At 66.4% G+C, this 17,824-nt stretch carries 16 protein-coding genes and 1 pseudogene; 10 read left to right on the forward strand and 7 right to left on the reverse strand.

The genetic code is table 11. The features are described from left to right. A pseudogene (locus AAFP35_RS20795) lies at positions 1-392 on the forward strand (hypothetical protein); the annotation flags it as partial. Positions 393-521: 129 nt separating this feature from the next. On the opposite strand, the gene AAFP35_RS20800 reads toward AAFP35_RS20795, so the two are convergent. Then, positions 522-1,031 carry a flavin reductase family protein gene (locus tag AAFP35_RS20800; protein ID WP_419223554.1) on the reverse strand — a complete coding sequence of 170 codons (510 nt, stop codon included), beginning with the start codon at positions 1,029-1,031 and terminating at the stop codon, positions 522-524. A 204-nt stretch (positions 1,032-1,235) separates the two neighbouring features. On the opposite strand from AAFP35_RS20800, the gene AAFP35_RS20805 reads away from it, so the two are divergent. Further along, on the forward strand, positions 1,236-1,847 hold the full coding sequence (locus AAFP35_RS20805) for a PadR family transcriptional regulator (RefSeq protein ID WP_419223672.1): 612 nt from the start codon (positions 1,236-1,238) through the stop codon (positions 1,845-1,847). A 35-nt stretch (positions 1,848-1,882) separates the two neighbouring features. On the opposite strand, the gene AAFP35_RS20810 is transcribed toward AAFP35_RS20805, so the two are convergent. From AAFP35_RS20810 to AAFP35_RS20830, 5 genes are all read right to left on the reverse strand, one after another. After that, positions 1,883-2,851 (reverse strand): alpha/beta hydrolase, encoded by a 969-nt coding sequence (locus AAFP35_RS20810; RefSeq protein ID WP_419223555.1) that lies wholly within the window; start codon positions 2,849-2,851, stop codon positions 1,883-1,885. Then, the gene (locus AAFP35_RS20815) at positions 2,848-3,687 is read right to left on the reverse strand and encodes an IclR family transcriptional regulator (RefSeq protein ID WP_419223556.1); all 840 of its coding nucleotides are present in this window, start codon (positions 3,685-3,687) and stop codon (positions 2,848-2,850) included. Before AAFP35_RS20815 ends, AAFP35_RS20810 begins: the two co-directional genes overlap by 4 nt. A 203-nt stretch (positions 3,688-3,890) precedes the next feature. Continuing rightward, a complete protein-coding gene (bphC, locus tag AAFP35_RS20820; RefSeq protein WP_419223557.1) occupies positions 3,891-4,796 on the reverse strand; it encodes a biphenyl-2,3-diol 1,2-dioxygenase in 906 nt (301 codons plus the stop codon). A 134-nt stretch (positions 4,797-4,930) separates the two neighbouring features. Then, positions 4,931-6,109, reverse strand: coding sequence for an acyl-CoA dehydrogenase family protein (locus AAFP35_RS20825; protein WP_419223558.1), 1,179 nt, complete (start codon positions 6,107-6,109; stop codon positions 4,931-4,933). A 39-nt stretch (positions 6,110-6,148) separates the two neighbouring features. Then, positions 6,149-7,321 carry a Rieske 2Fe-2S domain-containing protein gene (locus AAFP35_RS20830; protein WP_419223559.1) on the reverse strand — a complete coding sequence of 391 codons (1,173 nt, stop codon included), beginning with the start codon at positions 7,319-7,321 and terminating at the stop codon, positions 6,149-6,151. A 285-nt stretch (positions 7,322-7,606) separates the two neighbouring features. On the opposite strand from AAFP35_RS20830, the gene AAFP35_RS20835 reads away from it, so the two are divergent. From AAFP35_RS20835 to AAFP35_RS20865, 7 genes are all read left to right on the forward strand, one after another. Continuing rightward, complete coding sequence (locus AAFP35_RS20835; RefSeq protein ID WP_419223560.1) at positions 7,607-8,395, forward strand: 2-keto-4-pentenoate hydratase; 789 nt, start codon at positions 7,607-7,609, stop codon at positions 8,393-8,395. Between the two features lie 67 nt (positions 8,396-8,462). Continuing rightward, positions 8,463-9,368 carry an acetaldehyde dehydrogenase (acetylating) gene (locus tag AAFP35_RS20840; RefSeq protein WP_419223561.1) on the forward strand — a complete coding sequence of 302 codons (906 nt, stop codon included), beginning with the start codon at positions 8,463-8,465 and terminating at the stop codon, positions 9,366-9,368. Further along, positions 9,365-10,441, forward strand: coding sequence for a 4-hydroxy-2-oxovalerate aldolase (gene dmpG / locus AAFP35_RS20845; RefSeq protein WP_419223562.1), 1,077 nt, complete (start codon positions 9,365-9,367; stop codon positions 10,439-10,441). The genes AAFP35_RS20840 and dmpG overlap by 4 nt, the downstream gene beginning before the upstream one ends. Before the next feature lie 184 nt (positions 10,442-10,625). Then, complete coding sequence (locus tag AAFP35_RS20850; RefSeq protein WP_419223563.1) at positions 10,626-11,687, forward strand: acyl-CoA dehydrogenase family protein; 1,062 nt, start codon at positions 10,626-10,628, stop codon at positions 11,685-11,687. Between the two features lie 39 nt (positions 11,688-11,726). After that, positions 11,727-12,533, forward strand: coding sequence for a FadR/GntR family transcriptional regulator (locus AAFP35_RS20855; protein ID WP_419223564.1), 807 nt, complete (start codon positions 11,727-11,729; stop codon positions 12,531-12,533). Positions 12,534-12,621: 88 nt separating this feature from the next. Next, positions 12,622-14,310 carry a thiolase C-terminal domain-containing protein gene (locus AAFP35_RS20860; RefSeq protein WP_419223565.1) on the forward strand — a complete coding sequence of 563 codons (1,689 nt, stop codon included), beginning with the start codon at positions 12,622-12,624 and terminating at the stop codon, positions 14,308-14,310. A gap of 85 nt (positions 14,311-14,395) precedes the next feature. Beyond that, positions 14,396-15,196 (forward strand): FadR/GntR family transcriptional regulator, encoded by an 801-nt coding sequence (locus AAFP35_RS20865; RefSeq protein ID WP_419223566.1) that lies wholly within the window; start codon positions 14,396-14,398, stop codon positions 15,194-15,196. Positions 15,197-15,296: 100 nt separating this feature from the next. On the opposite strand, the gene AAFP35_RS20870 is transcribed toward AAFP35_RS20865, so the two are convergent. Next, positions 15,297-16,055: an SDR family NAD(P)-dependent oxidoreductase gene (locus AAFP35_RS20870; protein WP_419223567.1), complete on the reverse strand. Its 759-nt coding sequence runs from the start codon at positions 16,053-16,055 to the stop codon at positions 15,297-15,299. A 229-nt stretch (positions 16,056-16,284) separates the two neighbouring features. On the opposite strand from AAFP35_RS20870, the gene AAFP35_RS20875 reads away from it, so the two are divergent. After that, complete coding sequence (locus AAFP35_RS20875) at positions 16,285-17,811, forward strand: class I adenylate-forming enzyme family protein (RefSeq protein WP_419223568.1); 1,527 nt, start codon at positions 16,285-16,287, stop codon at positions 17,809-17,811. The last annotated feature ends 13 nt before the right edge of the window (positions 17,812-17,824 follow it).

Here is a 17,824-nt window from a genome sequence, read left to right on the forward strand (position 1 = left end):
TCCATCCTCTCCTGCCAGCACGAAACTGGCCATCAGGATGTCCACGAAACGGGGGCAACCTCAAAACCGTCAAATACGATCTCAGCTGCCCCGAGACGTTCGACAGCCTCGACCACGCCCAGCAATGGACGAGTCGGTTCCTCCACGCTTACGCCGACGAGCACCGCCATAGCGGGATCGGCTGCTACACGCCGGGCTCGGTGTTCGACGGCAGTTTCATCCATACTCACGCACGCCGTCAGGATCGCCTGGATCAGCTCTACACAAGCCATCCCGAGCGATACCGACAACAGCGCCCCCGGGCGCCACTGGTCCCCGCGATCGTCGGGATCAACCACAAACCAACCAGAAAACCGAGAACCCAAATAACCGACCTGTCTCAGACAGGTTGACAAATACCGGGCTACGTCCGCGCATACACAGAGGGTTCGCGCTTGCGGCGGACGGACGGGCTGATGGCGGCGGACTGGCGGACTGGCGGGGGGCGGGAGACGGGCCGGCGAGCTGCCGTGGCCGGGCGGTCAGTGGCCGTGGAATCCGCCGAATCCGCCGCGGAAGAAGAGCAGTGGGTCGAGGCTGTCGTCCGCGGAGAGGGACGTGACCTCGGCGAGCACGATGGTGTGATCTCCCGCGTCGTGCTCGGCCACCATGTGGGCGTCGATGTGCGCGAGGGCCCCGCCGATGGCAGGCGCGCCGTTGGTGGTCGCCGACCAGGCGACGCCGGCGAACTTGTCGGTACCGCTCGCGGCGAACTGTCGGCACAGTTTTCCCTGGTCGGCGGACAGAATGTTCACACAGAGGGTGCCGATCTCCCGGAGCCGAGGCCATGTTGTCGAGGTTCGGGACGGACAGAAGGACATCAGTGGCGGTTCGAGCGACACCGACACCACCGACTGGCAGGTGAAGCCGATCGGTGACTCTCCGTCGTGTGCGGTCACCACGGCGACTCCGGTGGCAAAGTTGGCCCACCCTCGCCGGAGCAACTCCGGGGTCGGCTCGGTGGGGCGCATCAGCACGTGGTCGTGGCTCATCATTTCCTCCGAATCGCGTTATCCGACAACATGATCTGTCGAGGCGAGGTTCGCCTTCAACCGGGTCCTCCCGCTCAGCGGTGCCCCGGTTCGATCGGGCGTCGGCGCGAGACGGGCGGTTGATACCATTTGTCCGTGACCTCGACACCCACGCGCTTCGAGGATCTGCCCGATCTTCCCCCGACCAGCTGGGCGGTCCTCTGCATGCTCGCGTACGAGGAAGAGGTGTCGGGCTACGACATCAAGAAATGGGCGGACTGGAGTCTCCGGCACTACTACTGGAGTCCGTCGTTCAGCCAGGTCTACTCCGAACTCAAGCGGATCGAGAAGCAGGGCTATGCCGTCTCGCGGATGATGAATGGTGATGGCGGACGCACCCGCCGGGTCTACAAGATCACCGATGCCGGGCGGCGGGCGGTGCGGATCTGGGAGCTCGACGCGCCGGTCGACCCACCGATGCTCAAACACGGTGTGCTCCTTCGGGTGGCTTTCGGGCATCTCGGAAATCCTCAGCGGCTCAAGGAGATGCTGCGCGAACACGTGGAGCGGGTAGACGCGATGCAGCATCGGGTGGCCGTGGATGCGGCCGCGGCCGCGGCCGAACCGGCATGGGCGTACGGGCGTATCGCGATGCGTTGGGCGGAGCGCTATTACGCCAGCGAACGAGAACTCGCACTCATACTCATCGACGAGATCGACGAGGCCGACCGCGTGTTCACCGCGGGCGGGGCGAGTGGCGAAGGTTTCCCGGGTCCCCGGCCCGGGCACTGGCGGGAAGTGGAGCGCGAGACCCAGGGCCGTCGACAGGGCGAGTGACCGTCGCCCTCGGTGTACCCGCGGCGGTCACTCGCTCACGCTGTGCTCGTGGATCGCGCCGCTGGCACGTCGGACGGTCGGCCGTCGGCCAGATCACGGATGTCCGCCCACGCCTGCGCTCGGGCCCGGCCGCAGATCGACAGACTCGGCATGGTCATGAATCCGTGGATTGCGCCGGGGTGGTCTCGATGCAGCGCTGTCACGCCCGCATCGGCGAGGGCCTGCGCATAGGCGTGGCCCTCGGACGCCAATGGGTCGAAGCCTGCCGTGACCAGCACGGTCGGTGGCAATCCGGCGAGTTGGGCATGACCCGGTGATGCATGGGGGTGGGTGCGGTCGGTGGCCAACGGTACGTACTGGTCCCAATACCACCGCATGGCGGCCTCGGTGTTGTAGTAGCCCTCGGCGAATCGACGGTACGACTCGGTGGTGAAATCCGCGGCGATCACCGGATAGAACAGTGCCTGGGCCCGCACCGCCGGGCCGTGATCGTCGCGCAGCATGATCGCGGTGACGGCGGCGAGGTTGCCGCCCGCGCTGTCGCCCGCGAGCACCAGTCGGGTCACATCGACGCCGATCTGTTCGGCGTGCGCGGCGACCCACTCGGTGGCTGCCCGCACGTCGAGAGCCGCGGCGGGCCAAGGATGTTCGGGCGCGCGCCGGTAGCCGACGGACATCACCACGGCACCGACGCCGTTCGCCATGGAACGGCACAGGTCATCGTGGCTGTCGAGATCGCAGAACACGAATCCGCCGCCGTGTGCGAAGACGATGACCGCCGGCGTGGTCGGGGCGTCGGCCGGCCAGTAGATGCGCACCGGCAGTTCGCCGTCGGGCCCCGGTATGGTGCGGTCGATCACCCGGTCCACGGCGATGGGGTTCGGATCGGCCGGTAGGCGTGATCGAATCGCCGCGCGAGCCTCGTGGCCGCTCATCCGTTCGACCCGGGGAAATCCGCGGTCGAGGGCCGGCAACAGCGTCGCGACCTCCGGGTCGAGCGTCATCGCGCCACCGCCGTCGGCATCCGAGTGCCCATCGCGGGCTGCCTTCTCAGCCCCGGCGACCGTTGCAGGGTCGGGACGACTCGCGTCGACCCGTCATCGAAATTGCGCCAGATGGCAAGCGCTGTCATGCGGATCGGAGCCGCCAGCCGATGATCGAAGGTCATCCGATCGGTGGGCCCACACACCGACACGGCGGCGATCGCTTCACCGATCTCGCCGATCGGTGCGGCGACGCAGCCGATACCGGCAAGGGATTCCTCGCGTTCGTAGGCGATGCCGTGTGCGCGCACCTTCATGAGTTCGACGTCGAGGTCGTTGGGCGTGGCGATCGAATAGCGTGTCTTGCGCACCATCGGGCCGTGGACAACGTTCCTGTCCTCGGTGTACGCCAGGATTGCCTTGCCGACCGCGGTGCAGTGCGCGGGCTGCCGTCCGCCGACGCGGGTGGGGATCGCCTCTGCCAGCGCGCCGCCGATCTTCTCCAGATAGAGCACATCGCTGCCGTCGATGACGGCCAGGTGAACCACGAAGCCGGTTGCCCGGTGCAGTTCGTGCAGATACGGCAGTGCGGCGCGATGCAGCCGGTCCTGATGCACCGCGATCGAACCGAGTTCCATCAGCCGGATACCCAACTCGTAGTCGCGGCCCTCCCGGCGCAACCAGCGCAGATGGACGAGGCGTTCCAGGATGCGATGTACCGACGAGCGGGGCAGTCCGGTCCGGCGGACGATCTGCGCGAGCGTGAGCCGGCCGGGGCCGTCGAATGCATCGAGGACCAGAGACGCGCGGTCGAGGACCGCATTCGGGGTCGTGGCGGATTCGATCGAGATGGTCACAAGCACCTCCGTGGGGCTGATGAGGCGGAGTAGGGATTCCTAATCGGCATATGCCTAATCGAAATATACGATGTGCTGCCCATCACATCAAGTCCCGTCGCGAGAGCTCGGCGCCCGCAGACGCCGAGAGCGTCCCGACCGGCATGGTCGGGACGCTCTCGGGGGTGGGCGTGCGGATCACGGTGATCGGCGCGGCACGAGTCCTACATGGCGGCCAGCGGTTCGCTCGCAGACCAATCGTGACCCCAATAGCTGTCGGCGGTGATCTCCTCGGCCGTGTAGTGGGTCTCGTCGACCTTCATGCCGTCGGTGCCGAACTCGATGTCCCAGCCTCCGGGCGCACGCACGTAGAAGGAGATCATCTTGTCGTTGGTGTGGCGACCCAATGTCGACGACACCGAGAAGCCGTCCTTCACGACCCGATCGAGCGCCTGGCCGACCGCGTCAAGAGAGTCGACCTCCACCATGACGTGGATCAGTCCGGGTGCTCCCCCGTGCGGGGCCGGGCACAGCGCGAGGCTGTGGTGGCGTTCGTTGACGCCGAGGAAGCGGATTCGCAGCGGACCCACCTCGGGTGGCGCGGGTAGGCGCATCGCGCCCCGTGGGCGGAAGCCGAGGACCTCGGTGTAGAAATCCAACGCGCCGGACGGGTCCATCGTGGGCAGCACGACGTGACCGAGTCCTTGCTCGCCGGTCACGAATCTCGCGCCGAACGGGGTGACCATCGGGCTGTGGTCGAGGGCCGGGCCGTGGAAGATCTCCACGGTCGCCCCCGTAGGGTCGGTGAACGAGATCGCCGCCTCCACGCGCCGATCATCGGCTTCCTCGGTGGACAGCGGCTTGACCGCGACGCCTGCGCCTTCGAGTGAGTTCCGCACCCGGTCGAGCGCGGCGGCGTCACGGACCTCCCACCCGATGTCCACGACTTCGTCGGTGTCCCCGGGCACCACGACGATGCGTGCCGCCCGCTCGTCCATGCGGAGGTACAGTGCGTCCTCGTCCGGACCACTGCCCTGGGCGAAGCCCAGGACGTCGAAGGCGAACGTGCGCCAGCGGTCCATGTCGTTCGTCTGGATCTTCAGGTAGCCGAGACCCTTGATCTCTGTCATGGGATTCCTTTGTGTCGTTGAGTCTTTACGCAGGGGGTTGTGCCCAGGGGTTGTGCCAGTGGGGTCTTGCGCAGTGAGGCGTTGCGCAGTGAAGTGCTGTGTCGCCGGGGTGTGCAATCGTGCGTCGACGACGGTCAGATCATCTTCTGCAGCGGCTCGGGCGGCTCGATGCCCAACGAGCTCAGAGCGGCGGCGTGGTACACGGTGCTCGGCACGTGGATTGCGTGATTGAGGCCCGCGTGGGCATCGCGCCAGAAACGCTGCAGCGGTTTGTCCATCCGCAACGCGTTGCCGCCGGAGCGGGCGAAGATCTGGTCGACGGCCATCACCGCCCGCCAGGCGGCACGGACCTGGGTGCGCCGCCCGGCGGCACGTTCGGCGAAGGACACCTCGCGTCCGGAATCGACGATGTCCCACATCTGGTCGACGGTGGCGAGCAGTTCCTGTCGCGCGGCATTGATGTCGGCGGCCGCCTCGCCGACCGCGAACAGGACATACGGGTCATCTTTGATCGCGGTGCCCTGGGCGCCCACCCGGTCGCGCTGATAGTCGAGGTGGGCCGCCAGGGCGCCCTCCGCGATGCCGATGACCGCCGAGGTGATACCCAGCGGGAACATGTTGGACCACGGCATCTTGTAGAGCGTTGCGGTCACCCCGTACTCCCGCTGCGCCGTCCCGTCGATGACATGATCGCCGTTCATCACCCGGTAAGACGGTACGAATGCATCCTTGACGATGATGTCCTTCGACCCGGTTCCCTTCAGGCCCACGACATTCCACGAGTCGTCGACGATCTGGTAGTCGCTGCGGGGCAAGATCATGTGCAGCATCGTCGGCGGCTCTGCGATGGTGCCGTCGGGGTTGCCCAGCATCGCGCCGAGGAAGATCCAGTCACAGTGGTCGGTGCCCGAGCTGAACTGCCAGCGGCCGTTGAACACGTATCCGCCGTCGACCGGGACCGCGATGCCGGTCGGCGCGTAGGGCGAGGCCATCCAGGTGTCGTTGTCGGAACCCCAGACCTCCTCCTGGACACGAGGATCGGCGAAGGCGAGCTGCCACGGGTGGACGCCGACGATGCCGCACACCCAACCGGTCGCGCCGTCGAGGGCTGCGGCGGCCATCACGGCCTCGGCGAACTCGCGAGGATGGGCTTCGTATCCGCCGTACTTCTTCGGCTGCAGCAGCCGGATGGGGCCGGCAGCTTTGAGCTTCTTGGCGGTGTCGTCGGGTAGGCGGCCGAGGAGCTCGGCCTCGTCGGCCTGTGCTCTGATGTCCTCGGCGATCGCGGACAGGTTGTCGAGTACTTCCGTCATGGTGATCCTCATTCTGGTGGGAATCCGGCGGGCCGGGATTCAGTTGGTTTGCAGGGTCTTTCCGGTGGCGATGTTCTCGGCGACCTCGGCCTCCCAGCTCCGCACCGCGCGCTCGGTGTCGATCTCGAATTCGAAGCGGTTGGTCATGTCGTCGGTGACTTCTTCGACGTCGACGTAGAACTGCTCGTACCACCGGCGTAGTTGGTAGACCGGGCCGTCCTCTTCCGACAACAGGGGATTGTCGATGGGGGCCTTGTTCTTCCAGATCTCCACGTCCTGCTCGAAGCCGACCTCGACGCCACGGGCGAACTGGGCGGCCATGCCCTCGGCGACCTCGTCGGACACGCCTTCGGGCTTCTTCACCATCGCGCCGTACTGCAGCACAAAGGAATTGGAGGTGACCGGATAGTGGCAGTTGATCAGCACGGTTTCGATCGTCATGCCCTGTGCTTCGCTCCACAGCCAGTCGATCATGTAGGAGGGGCCGAAGTAGGAGGCGTCCGAACGCAATGCGGAGTCGGGATCGTCGTAATTGGTGCCTACCTCGACGTCCTGCCGGGGAGTCGATCGCATGTACTGGGTGGCGATGTGCCCGGAGAAGACGTTCTTGAAGTAGCGGGGGAACGCATAGTGCACATAGAAGAAGTGCGCCATGTCGACGACGTTGTCCACGATCTCCCGGCAGTGCGAGCCCTCCACGAGCAGCGAGTTCCACGTCCAGTCGGTCCACTCGGGTGACCCGTAACCCTCGAGTTCGGGGATCGTGACGTCGTCGGTGGGCTTGCGACCCTGGGGGTCGTGCCAGACGAACAGTTGACCGTTGCGCTCCAGGGTGGGCCAGGCGCGGGTCTTCGCGATCGGTGGCACGCGCTTGGCGTAGGGGATGTCGGTGCAACGTCCGTTGCCGCCCCAGCGCCAATCGTGGAACGGGCAGGCGATCGAGTCGCCCTTGATGGTGCCCAGGGCCAGGTTGCCGCCCATGTGACGGCAGTAGGCATCGAGCACATTGAGCTTGCCGCTGTCGGCCGAGGCGAAGACCACGAGCGTGGTTCCGAATGCCTTCACCTGGTGCGGTCGACCGTCTCGGAACGACGACAGCAGACCGAGGCAGTGCCAGCCCCGGGCGAACCGGGTCGGCGCGGCGGCCGCCTCGATGATCCGGAACTCGTCAGCTGTCTGCGGTGGCTGACCATTGCTTGTACGACCCGGCATGAGACCTCCAACTCTCGGGACCGACGTGTGACATCACTGATCGTCGGTCGCCGCGGATGCGAGAGAGTCGCCATCTCCCGATCAGCGGTCGGTCGGCCGAGATGTCCCGATGAGTGGATTCTCGCCGCACGACGGCGCGTTGTGCGGCGAAACTGGACGATGACCGGGTCCGTCGCGGGGTCTGTCGTTGCGGCCGGGGCGGAACCCAACCGCGCACAGGCGTGTCGCAACCTTGCAACGTGTTCTAAACTAGAACACGTTCACCCTGACGAGAGCGAGGTAGTAGTGGTGGTTGACCAGGCGATTCGTGACCAGATCGCGGCAGATCTGTGGACCGCGGAGAAGACCGCCGTTGCCATCGACCCGCCGACCGCCGCGCACCCCGACCTCGACGTCGTCGATGCCTACGAGATCCAGCTGATCAACATCCGCAAGCGACTCGACGCCGGTGCCACCGTGGCCGGTCACAAGGTCGGTCTCGCATCCGAGGCGATGCAGAAGATGATGGGTGTCGACGAACCCGACTACGGTCATCTGCTCGACGAGATGCAGTACTTCGAGAAGACCCCGATCGACGCGAAGAAGCTGTGCTTCCCCCGCGTGGAGGTGGAGGTCGGCTTCATCCTGGGCAGGGACCTGCCGGGTGAGGGTTGCACGAACGAGGACGTCATCGATGCGGTCGAATGGGTGGTGCCGTCGATCGAACTGATCGACTCCCGGATTCGGGACTGGAAGATCTCGCTGCCGGACACGATCGCCGACAACGCGTCGTCCTGCGGCTGGATTCTGGGTGAGCAGCGCGTCGCGATCTCCGACATCGACACCGGCGACATCGACGCGGTGCTGCACCGCAACGGCGAGATCGTGGCGAAGGGCAATTCGTCGGCGGTGCTCGGGCACCCGCTCAACGCGGTGTCCTGGCTGGCGCGCAAGGTCGACAGTTTCGGGGTTCGGCTGCGCAAGGGTGACGTGATCCTGCCGGGGACCGCGACGCGCGCCATCGACATCTCCTCCGGCGACCACTTCGTCGCGGAGTTCGCGGGTCTGGGCAGCGTGACCCTGGACTTCGACTGACCAGATTTCGACTCACCAGACTTCGACTGACAACGAGAACTTTCGTAACCGAGAACAGGAGGCGCACGTGGCAGCCAAGCTGACCGCAGCGATCATCGGGTCGGGCAATATCGGCACCGATCTGATGTACAAGCTGGAACGATCCGAGGTCATCGAACCGAGATGGATGGTCGGTATCGACGCCGACTCCGAGGGCATGAAGAGGGCCGCCGACCGTGGCCTGATCACGATGAGTGGCGGCGCAGACGAACTGCTCGGTTCGTCCGAACGCCCGGACTTCATCTTCGAGGCCACGTCGGCCTATGTCCATCGTGAATACGCCCCGCGTTACGAGGCGGCGGGCATCACGGCCGTCGATCTCACCCCGGCCGCCGTGGGGCCTGCCGTGGTGCCGCCGGCCAACCTGCGCGAGCACCTCGACGCCCCGAACACCAACATGATCACCTGCGGCGGGCAGGCGACCATCCCGATGGTGCACGCGGTGAGCTCGGTGGTGCCGGTGCCGTACGCGGAGATCGTCGCGTCGGTGGCTTCGGTGTCGGCGGGCCCGGGTACCCGGGCGAACATCGACGAGTTCACCCGCACCACCTCGAAGGGGGTGGAGACGATCGGTGGGGCCGCCAAGGGCAAGGCCATCATCATCCTCAACCCGGCGGACCCGCCGATGATCATGCGCGACACCATTTTCTGCGCGATCCCGGCCGATGCCGACACGGACGCCATCGCGGAGTCGATCCACAAGCGGGAGAAGGAGATCCAGTCCTACGTGCCGGGATACCGGTTGCTGCAGGACCCGCAGTTCGATCCGCCGAGCGTGATCAACGGAGGCCATGCCCGCGTCTCGATCTTCGTCGAGGTGGAGGGTGCAGGCGACTTCCTGCCGCCGTATGCGGGCAACCTGGACATCATGACGGCCGCCGCCACCAAGGTCGGCGAGGAGATCGCAAAGCAGAAGTTGGGAGTTTCGGCATGACCACTGCGAAGACCGACCTGATGGCCAACGCGCGCAAGTACTCCGACGACCTCGACATCCGAATCACCGACTCGTCGCTGCGTGACGGCAGCCATCACAAGCGTCATCAGTTCACCGAGCAGGAGGTGCGCGACATCGTCGGTGCCCTCGACGAGGCCGGGGTTCCGGTGATCGAGGTGACCCACGGTGACGGGCTCGGTGGATCGTCGTTCAACTACGGGTTCTCCAAGACGCCCGAACAGCAATTGATCAAGGCTGCCGCCGAGACGGCGAAGAACGCGAAGATCGCCTTCTTGATGCTGCCCGGACTCGGCACCAAGGACGACATCCGGGCCGCGCAGGACAACGGTGGCCAGATCTGCCGCATCGCGACGCACTGCACCGAGGCTGATGTGTCGATCCAGCACTTCGGGCTGGCTCGCGAACTCGGACTCGAAACGGTCGGGTTCTTGATGATGAGCCACTCGCAGCCGCCGGAAGTCATTGCCGCGCAGGGGCGGATCATGGCCGATGCCGGTTGTCAGTGTGTGTACGTGGTCGACTCGGCGGGGGCGCTGGTTCTCGAAGACGTCACCGATCGGGTGGAGGCGCTGCGCGCCGAGCTCGGCGACGACGCGCAGATCGGATTCCACGGACACGAGAATCTCGACATCGCGGTGGCCAACTCGATCAACGCCATCCGCGCAGGCGCGCAGCAGATCGACGGCTCCATCCGTCGGTTCGGTGCGGGTGCAGGTAACACGCCGACCGAGGCGTTCGTGGGCGTCTGCGACAAACTCGACATCACCACCGGTATCGACTTCATGAAGATCGCCGACGCCGCGCAGGATGTGGTGCGTCCGGCCATGCCGTCGGAGTGTCTCGTCGATCGGTCGGCGATGATGATGGGCTACGCGGGCTGCTACTCGAGCTTCCTCAAGCACGCCGAAGGGCATGCGGAGCGTTACGGCGTGTCCGCTGCGGAGATCCTGCTCGAGGCCGGAAGTCGAAAGCTGGTGGGCGGTCAGGAAGATCAGCTCATCGACATCGCCCTGGAGTTGAAGAAGACGCAGGACGCCAACGCGGGAGTCTGATATCGGCTCGGTGATGTCCACGAGCCGGTCGTACAGGGATCACGCCGAACTCCCGGAAGCACGCGGAACTCGCTGTGCTTCTGGGAGTTCGGCGTTTTCGGTGAACGGCGGCGCTCGACAGCACTGTCGCACAACCGGCCCCACATGGTTAACTATGTGTGACAACCGATCTGTGGGAGGGCTGATGGATTTCGGGTTGAGCGTCGAGCAACGGGACCTGACCGACGCCGAGCGTGCATGGTTGGGCAAGCACGATCCGATCGGCGAACGGCGCGCGGACATCGACGACGGGCCCGCGACGATCTCCGAGGCGTTGCGCGCACACGTGGTCGAGGCCGGCTTCGCGGGTATGTTCACCTCCGAGGTCGCCGCGACCAACGTCGACCTGCTCGTTCTCGCGGAGGCGCACGGATGGGCGGGCAGCCCGGTGCCGCTCGCCGAGATGGCCATCGGAGCGCGACTGCTCGAGGACCTCGGGCACCCTCGCGCCGAGTCGGTGGCGGCCGGTGCCGATGTCGCCATTCCGACGTATCCGGGGGAGTCGATGCACCTCGAGGTCGTGGAGGATCGGCTGCGCATCGTCGGCACGACTGCCCCCGCCACCGGTGTCATCGACGCCGACCATGTCGTCGTGACCGCACAGCTCGACGACGGGCGGGACATCGTCGCGGCGATACCGGTGCGCGATGTGGAGGTCAGGGTTCTCGAGACCCTCGATCTGCTCCGCTCGTGGGCCGTCGTCGAGATCGATTCCCATGTCGAGGCGGATGACTGGACGGTGTTGCCCTCGGGCGAGGTGGGCAGGGTGATCGACCAGATCGCCACCTTCCGTGCCGTCGATGCTCTGGGGTGTGCGGATCGTCTCCTCGGGCTGAGCGCCGAATATGCCGGTCAGCGAACGCAATTCGGCCAGCCGATCGGCTCGTTCCAGGCGATCAAACACCATCTGGCGAACATGGTGCTCGCGGTCGAGGCGTCGCGTTCGGTGCTCTGGGCTGCCGCTGTCGCGCTCGACGACGATGCCGATGTCGCGTCCCGGTCGCGCGCGGTCTCGGCAGCGGTGGCCTTCGTCGGACGCAAGGCGAGTGAGGTGGCCCAGTCGGCGTTGCAGGTGCACGGCGGGATCGGATTCACGTGGGAGCACGACGTGCATCTGCTGCTACGCAGGATCAAGGTGGATGAGTTGCTCGACGGTGTGGTGAGTGAGCATCGACGTCGACTCGTCGCCCTGCCTGCGACGGCATGACGGCTTCGACGCCACCGCTTGCCCACTAGGATGGGCCGGGTGGCATCCGATCCGGATCGGCTCCGACAGTCCCTCGCCGGTGGCGTCGCCGTGCGGAGCCCGAAGGCTGCCGAACAGATCGCCCGGCGTCTGCGCGGCCGAATCGTGCGTGGCGAGGTGGAATCCGGCTCGATGTTGAAGCCGGAGAAGGAACTCATGGCCGAGCTCGGCGTGTCCCGGCCGACCCTGCGCGAGGCGTTTCGGATTCTCGAGAACGAGGGCCTGATCGTGGTGGTGACCGGCGCGCGCGGCGGCGCCCGGGTGCACACGCCCGACCTGAGCGTGGTGTCGCGACAGATCGGCTACTACCTGCAGATCCAGCGGACCACGCTGCGCGATCTGCTGGAGGCGCGCGCAGAGTTCGAGCCGATCTGCGCCCGATTGTTCGCCGAAAGGCACACGGCGGCCGAGCTTCGGGAACTCGAAGGGTTGCTCGCCGCGCTGCAGGACCTGGCCGACGGCGGTTTCGACACCGACTCGGCCTTCGTGGCCTGGGTCGATCTCACCCGTGAGTTCCACGAGACGATCGCCCGGTACTGCGGCAACAACACGCTCGCCGCGCAGGCGCGGGCGATGGGCGAGATGCTGCGGGCCCATCACCGACTGAGCCTGCGTTCGGTGAACTATCGTCCGAGCTCGCCGGACACCGGCCCCGAGGTTCTCGGCGACTACGTCGATCTGCTCGCTGTCGCGCGTGCCCGCGACGGGGCGGCGGCCGAAGGGCTGTGGCGAGAACACCTCCGACGTTCCGCAGAACTCATCTTTCGCAATCAGGATCCCGACACGGTCGTCAATCTGGTCGATTGAGGTCGGTTTCGAGGCGCACACGGGCACACGTTCGCCGTTCGGTGAAAGGAGCCGACCAACTTGCTGTATAACTAGGATAGATAAGTTGATGAGAACTTCTGCGATCGATCCGCGAGGAGGTCGGGTGAGCAGTCCGACAGGTCGGCCGGTGCCGCAGCCGACCCCGCGCTCGGCCGAGTTCTGGGCCTCGGGCGCCGACGGTACGTTGCGCATCGCCACCTGCGGAGCGTGTGGTCGACGCACCCATCCGCAGCCGCCGATGTGCCCACACTGCCGCAGCCGAGATGTCATGATGCGGCCGGTCTCGGGGCGGGGCGTCGTCGTCGCCGTCACGGTGAACGAACAACAGTGGTTGCCCTCCTTCCCGCCCCCGTACATCATCGCCATCGTTGCGCTGGAAGAGGATTCATCTGCGCGGCTGACCACGAACATCGTCGGCTGCGATCGGACGGATGTCGAGATCGGGACCCGGGTGCGGGTGCTGTTCGAACAGGCAGACGATGACATCTGGATCCCGCTGTTCGAACTCGACCCGGACGCAACCGGACTCGGGCCGGTCCCGGAACCCGAGGACGTCACCGCTCGGGTACGGCCGATGGCGTCCGCGCAGAAGTTCGAATCCGCGGTGGCGATCACCGGGGTGGGTCAGTCGCAGGTCGGACGTCGGCTGATGGTGGATCCGCTGACCTTGACGGTCGATGCGTGCACCGCGGCGGTGGCCGATGCGGGTCTCGACCTGTCCGACATCGACGGCCTGGCAACGTATCCCGGCGGTTCTCTGGGCGGGGGACTCACGGAAGGCGGGACGATGCCGGTCGAGGAGATCCTGCGGCTGCGCCCGACCTGGGTCAGCGGTGGCAGTGAGTTCCCCGGTCAGAACGGTTCGATCATGGCGGCCATGCTCGCGGTCGCGGCCGGATTGTGCCGTCACGTGCTGTGTTTCCGGACGGTCTGGGAATCCACACACGCCGCGCTTATTCGTGACGGCCGTTGGAAAGTCGCGAACGCACGGGCAACCGGGATGATGGAGGGTCGCGCACCCTACGGGGCGATGTCGGCGGCGAACTGGATCGCGTTGTCGGCAAGCCACTACTTCCACCGGTACGGCGGCGGTCGGGAGACGCTCGGCAGAATCGCGGTCAATGCGCGGACCAACGCGGCTGGCAATCCCGAGGCCGTGTACCGCGATCCGATCACCCTCGACGATCATCTGGGCGCTCGGATGATCTCGAGTCCGCTGGGGCTCTACGACTGCGATGTGCCGGTCGACGGTGCCGTCGCCGTCATCGTGTCGGCGGCCGAGACGGCTGCCGACGGTCGGCAACCACCGGTGTACGTCGAAGCGGTGGGCACGCAGATCACCGAGACGCTCTCCTGGGATCAGGGCACGCTCACGCATCTGCCGCAGTCGTTGGGGCCATCGGCACACCTGTGGTCGCGGACCGACTTCCGGCCGGAGCACGTCGATGTCGCCCTGCTGTACGACGGCTTCACCTTCAACGCGCTCTCCTGGCTCGAAGGGTTGGGTTTCTGCGAACTCGGTGGCGCCGGGGATTTCATCGGTGACGGGACCGCCATCGCACTCGGTGGTCGGTTGCCGCTGAACCCCCACGGGGGGCAACTCTCGGCCGGCCGACTGCACGGGTACGGATTCGTCCGTGAGGCCGTGCTGCAGTTGCGTCACCAGGCGCTCGGCCGTCAGGTCGAGGGCGCACGCCTCGCCGCCGTGACCGCCGGAGGAGGCGTGCCTTCGGGTGCCCTGCTGCTGCGTCGGTGAGCACCCGTGGCGCCACCCCGTGGTCGCCTTGCTCGTGAGGTAATTTGAGAAAGTAAACGATGTTGCCCGGAGAGGACACCCCGACGTGACCGACAACTCGACCGTTCCGGTCTTCCGGATCCGCGGTGAGGCCGACCGCGCCATCCGCACCCCGAAGACCGCGGAGCTCGTGGCCCGCAAGCTACGCAGCATGATTGTCGACGGCGAGCTCGAGGCGGGAGACCATCTGCCCAACGAGGCCGAGCTCATGGAGCTCTTCTCGATCAGCCGCCCCACGTTGCGGGAGGCCATCCGAGTGCTCGAGGCCGAGCGGCTCGTGGAGGTGCGCCGCGGGTCGCGGTCGGGTGCAAAGGTGTGTGTTCCCGGTCCCGAGGTGGTTGCCCGGCCGGCGTCGCTCCTGCTGGAGCTGTCCGCGGCGACCGTGGCCGACGTGTACCGCGCCCTCGAAGCCGTCGAACCCGCGGCAGCACAGCTGCTCGCCGAGGAGGGCGACGATACGGCGTTCGACGAACTCGAGCGGTTCGTCGACGAGGACATCCCGGCCGCCTACGCGTCGGGACAGTTCGGGCGGGCGACCGCCGAGCTGCACCTGCGGATGGTGCAACTGTCGGGCAGCCCGACCCTCGCGTTGATCTCGGGCATGGTGCACGAGATCTTCGAGCGCAACCACGTGGCGTTCGCACAGGAGCGAACCCTGGATTCCGATCGCGCGCAACACGAGACGAACTACAAGCTGTTCGTTCGCTCGCAGCGTCGGTTCATCAAGTTGTTGCGGGCCCGCGACGGTCAGGGCGCCTTCACCCACTGGCAGAAGCACATGGTGGTGGCGCGGCAGTTCGTCATGCAGGGACGTGAAGACCTCCGGGTCCAGGACCTGCTCGACTGATTGCCCGGGGCTCACGCAGGGCCGCCGTACCCTGCGTGACGAGTGTCCGAGGGCTGCTCGGGTGCCTCGAGGCGAAAACCTCAGGGGCGGTGGTTGATCGCTATCGAGGTGCGAACCGCTGGCCCGCATCGAGACGGATGCACTGCCCGTTGAGCATGGGGTTGTCGACGATCGCCAAGGCGAGTTTCGCGTACTCGTCGGGGCGACCCATCCGCTTGGGGAACGCGGCATCCTTCACCAGTGGGGCGACCTGCTCGTCGGTGAACGCGGCGGTGGCACCGGTCGAGAACAGGCTCGGCGCGATGGCAACCACTCGGATACCCAGCGGACCCAGGTCGCGGGCCATCACCAACGCGGTGCCTGCGATGCCTGCCTTGGCGGCTGCGTAGGCCACCTGGCCGATCTGGCCTTCGAAAGCGGCCAGGGACGACGTGTTGACGATGACCCCTCGTTCGTCGTCAACCGGATCGTTCGCACTGATGTGCATGGCCTGCAGCCGATTCAGATTGAATGTGCCGACGAGGTTGAGGTCCACGACCTGCCGGAACATTTCCAGGTCATGAGGACCGTTGCGGCCCAGGGTCTTCTGGACCTTCCCGCCGCCCGCGGTGTTGACCGCGATGTGCAGACCGCCGAGATCGGCGACCGCTGCGGAAAGAGATTGTTCGGCCGCATCGAAGTCGGTGATGTCGACGGGGTGGAACACCCCGGAGATCGCGGTGGCCACGTCCTTGCCCTCGCTGCCCTCTCGATCCAGCACGGCGACATGCGCACCCGCACGCGCCAGGGCCTCGGCGGTGGCCCGTCCCATGCCGGATGCGCCGCCGACCACGACGGCCTTCTTTCCTGCGATCTCCATGTGGCTCCTCGTGTTCTGGTGCTCGGGACAGCCTCGCGCGGCCGCCCGATGGTTGTGCTCACTTATAATACTATCTAAACTAAGTCGGCGAAGATGGCGTTGTCGATGAACGGTCCCGATGAGTAGTGCGCGGGGTATACGGCACCCCACGCGGTGGTCCAGCATGGCTGTCGCCGTGCGTTGACCGTTGTCGGCGGGATCACCCACCGGACGAGAACTGAGGTATCGGATGAACATCACGTTGTTGTCGGACATGGCCGCGGACGGGTTCGGCGATCGCGTCGTCATCGGCTCCAGGGCCGGTGGGATCACCGCTGCGCAGTTGAGGTCACAGGCCGCCGCCGGTGCGGGGCTCATCGCCGGCGCAGGTGCGCAGGCCGTCGTGTATCTCGCCGTCAACGGGCCCGCGTTCCCCCTGGCCATGTTCGCCGCCGCGCGTGCCGGAGTGCCGCTGGTACCGGTCAATTACCGGCTCGGTCGCGAGCAACTCGACGCACTCCTTGCCAATCACCCGTCTGCACTCGGCATCGCCGATTCCCAGCACGCGCACATCCTGGAACGGGCGGGGCTCCAGGTCCTCACCACCGAGCAGTGGCTCGACGAGGTAGGGCGGGCGGCGCCGACGTCGGGTCCCGACGATGGCGACGTCCCGATCGACGGCGATCCGCCCGCGGTGATCATCTACACGTCCGGAACGACGGCGGCCCCGAAGGGGGTGCTGCTGCGGCACGAGAATCTGAGCTCGTATGTGCTGGGGTCCGTCGAGTTCGCCAACGCAGACGAGTCCGAGGCGGCGTTGGTGAGTGTTCCGCCGTATCACATTGCGGCGGTGGCGAATGTGCTCAGCAACCTGTACGCCGGGAGACGAACCCTGGTGCTCGAACAGTTCACTCCGGAACAGTGGTTGCAGACCGTGCGCGACGAACGGGTGACCAATGCATTGGTGGTGCCGACGATGCTGTCGCGCATCGTGGAGGCGACCGGCGACACGTCGGTGCCGTCGCTGCGCAATCTCGCGTACGGCGGTGCGCCGATGCCGTCGCGGATCATCGAGCAGGCACTGGCGCTGTGGCCGGAGGTCGGTTTCGTCAATGCCTACGGCCTCACCGAGACCAGTTCGACGATCACGGTTCTCGGCCCCGACGACCACCGTGCAGCGCTCTCCGACGCCGACGAGCGGGTGCGGGCCCGGCTCGGATCGGTCGGACGCGCCCTGCCCGGAGTCGAGATCGAGATCCGCGCCGACGACGGAACCCCGTTGCCCGCAGGGAGGGTCGGGCGGATATGTGTTGCCGGCGAGCAGGTCTCGGCGGAGTATGCCGGCGTCGGGCGGGTCGTCGACGAGCGTGGGTTCTTCGACACCAGGGACAAGGGATTCCTCGACGACGACGGTTTCCTGTTCGTGGGGGGACGTGCCGACGACACGATCATCCGCGGCGCGGAGAACATCGCGCCCGCGGAGATCGAGGATGTCATGCTCCGTCATCCCGACGTTCTCGACGTCGCTGTGGTCGGTGTGCCCGACGAGGAATGGGGCCAGCGCATCGAGGCGGTGGTGGTGGTCCGTCCCGGCGCCGTTCGTGACGCCGACGTGCTACGCGACTACGTCCGAACCGCCTTGCGCAGCAGCAAGACCCCCGACCGCATCGCCTACTGGGACGAGGTGCCGCGCACCGAGACCGGAAAGCTCGTTCGGCGACACGTGGTCGAACGACTCGTGAGCACGGCCGAACCTATCACCGCGTCGGGCCGCTGAGCCCAGCACCTGC

Source organism: Gordonia sp. CPCC 206044, from assembly GCF_048537895.1.
GTDB lineage: Bacteria > Actinomycetota > Actinomycetes > Mycobacteriales > Mycobacteriaceae > Gordonia.

Bases quoted from the DNA above. Each gene is read 5' to 3' on its own strand.
- AAFP35_RS20800 (WP_419223554.1), bottom strand. From the start codon at position 1,031: ATGAGCCACGACCACGTGCTGATGCGCCCCACCGAGCCGACCCCGGAG.
- AAFP35_RS20805 (WP_419223672.1), top strand. From the start codon at position 1,236: ATGCTCGCGTACGAGGAAGAGGTGTCGGGCTACGACATCAAGAAATGG.
- AAFP35_RS20810 (WP_419223555.1), bottom strand. From the start codon at position 2,851: ATGACGCTCGACCCGGAGGTCGCGACGCTGTTGCCGGCCCTCGACCGC.
- bphC (WP_419223557.1), bottom strand. From the start codon at position 4,796: ATGACAGAGATCAAGGGTCTCGGCTACCTGAAGATCCAGACGAACGAC.
- AAFP35_RS20825 (WP_419223558.1), bottom strand. From the start codon at position 6,109: ATGACGGAAGTACTCGACAACCTGTCCGCGATCGCCGAGGACATCAGA.
- AAFP35_RS20830 (WP_419223559.1), bottom strand. From the start codon at position 7,321: ATGCCGGGTCGTACAAGCAATGGTCAGCCACCGCAGACAGCTGACGAG.
- dmpG (WP_419223562.1), top strand. From the start codon at position 9,365: ATGACCACTGCGAAGACCGACCTGATGGCCAACGCGCGCAAGTACTCC.
- AAFP35_RS20850 (WP_419223563.1), top strand. From the start codon at position 10,626: ATGGATTTCGGGTTGAGCGTCGAGCAACGGGACCTGACCGACGCCGAG.
- AAFP35_RS20860 (WP_419223565.1), top strand. From the start codon at position 12,622: ATGAGAACTTCTGCGATCGATCCGCGAGGAGGTCGGGTGAGCAGTCCG.
- AAFP35_RS20870 (WP_419223567.1), bottom strand. From the start codon at position 16,055: ATGGAGATCGCAGGAAAGAAGGCCGTCGTGGTCGGCGGCGCATCCGGC.
- AAFP35_RS20875 (WP_419223568.1), top strand. From the start codon at position 16,285: ATGAACATCACGTTGTTGTCGGACATGGCCGCGGACGGGTTCGGCGAT.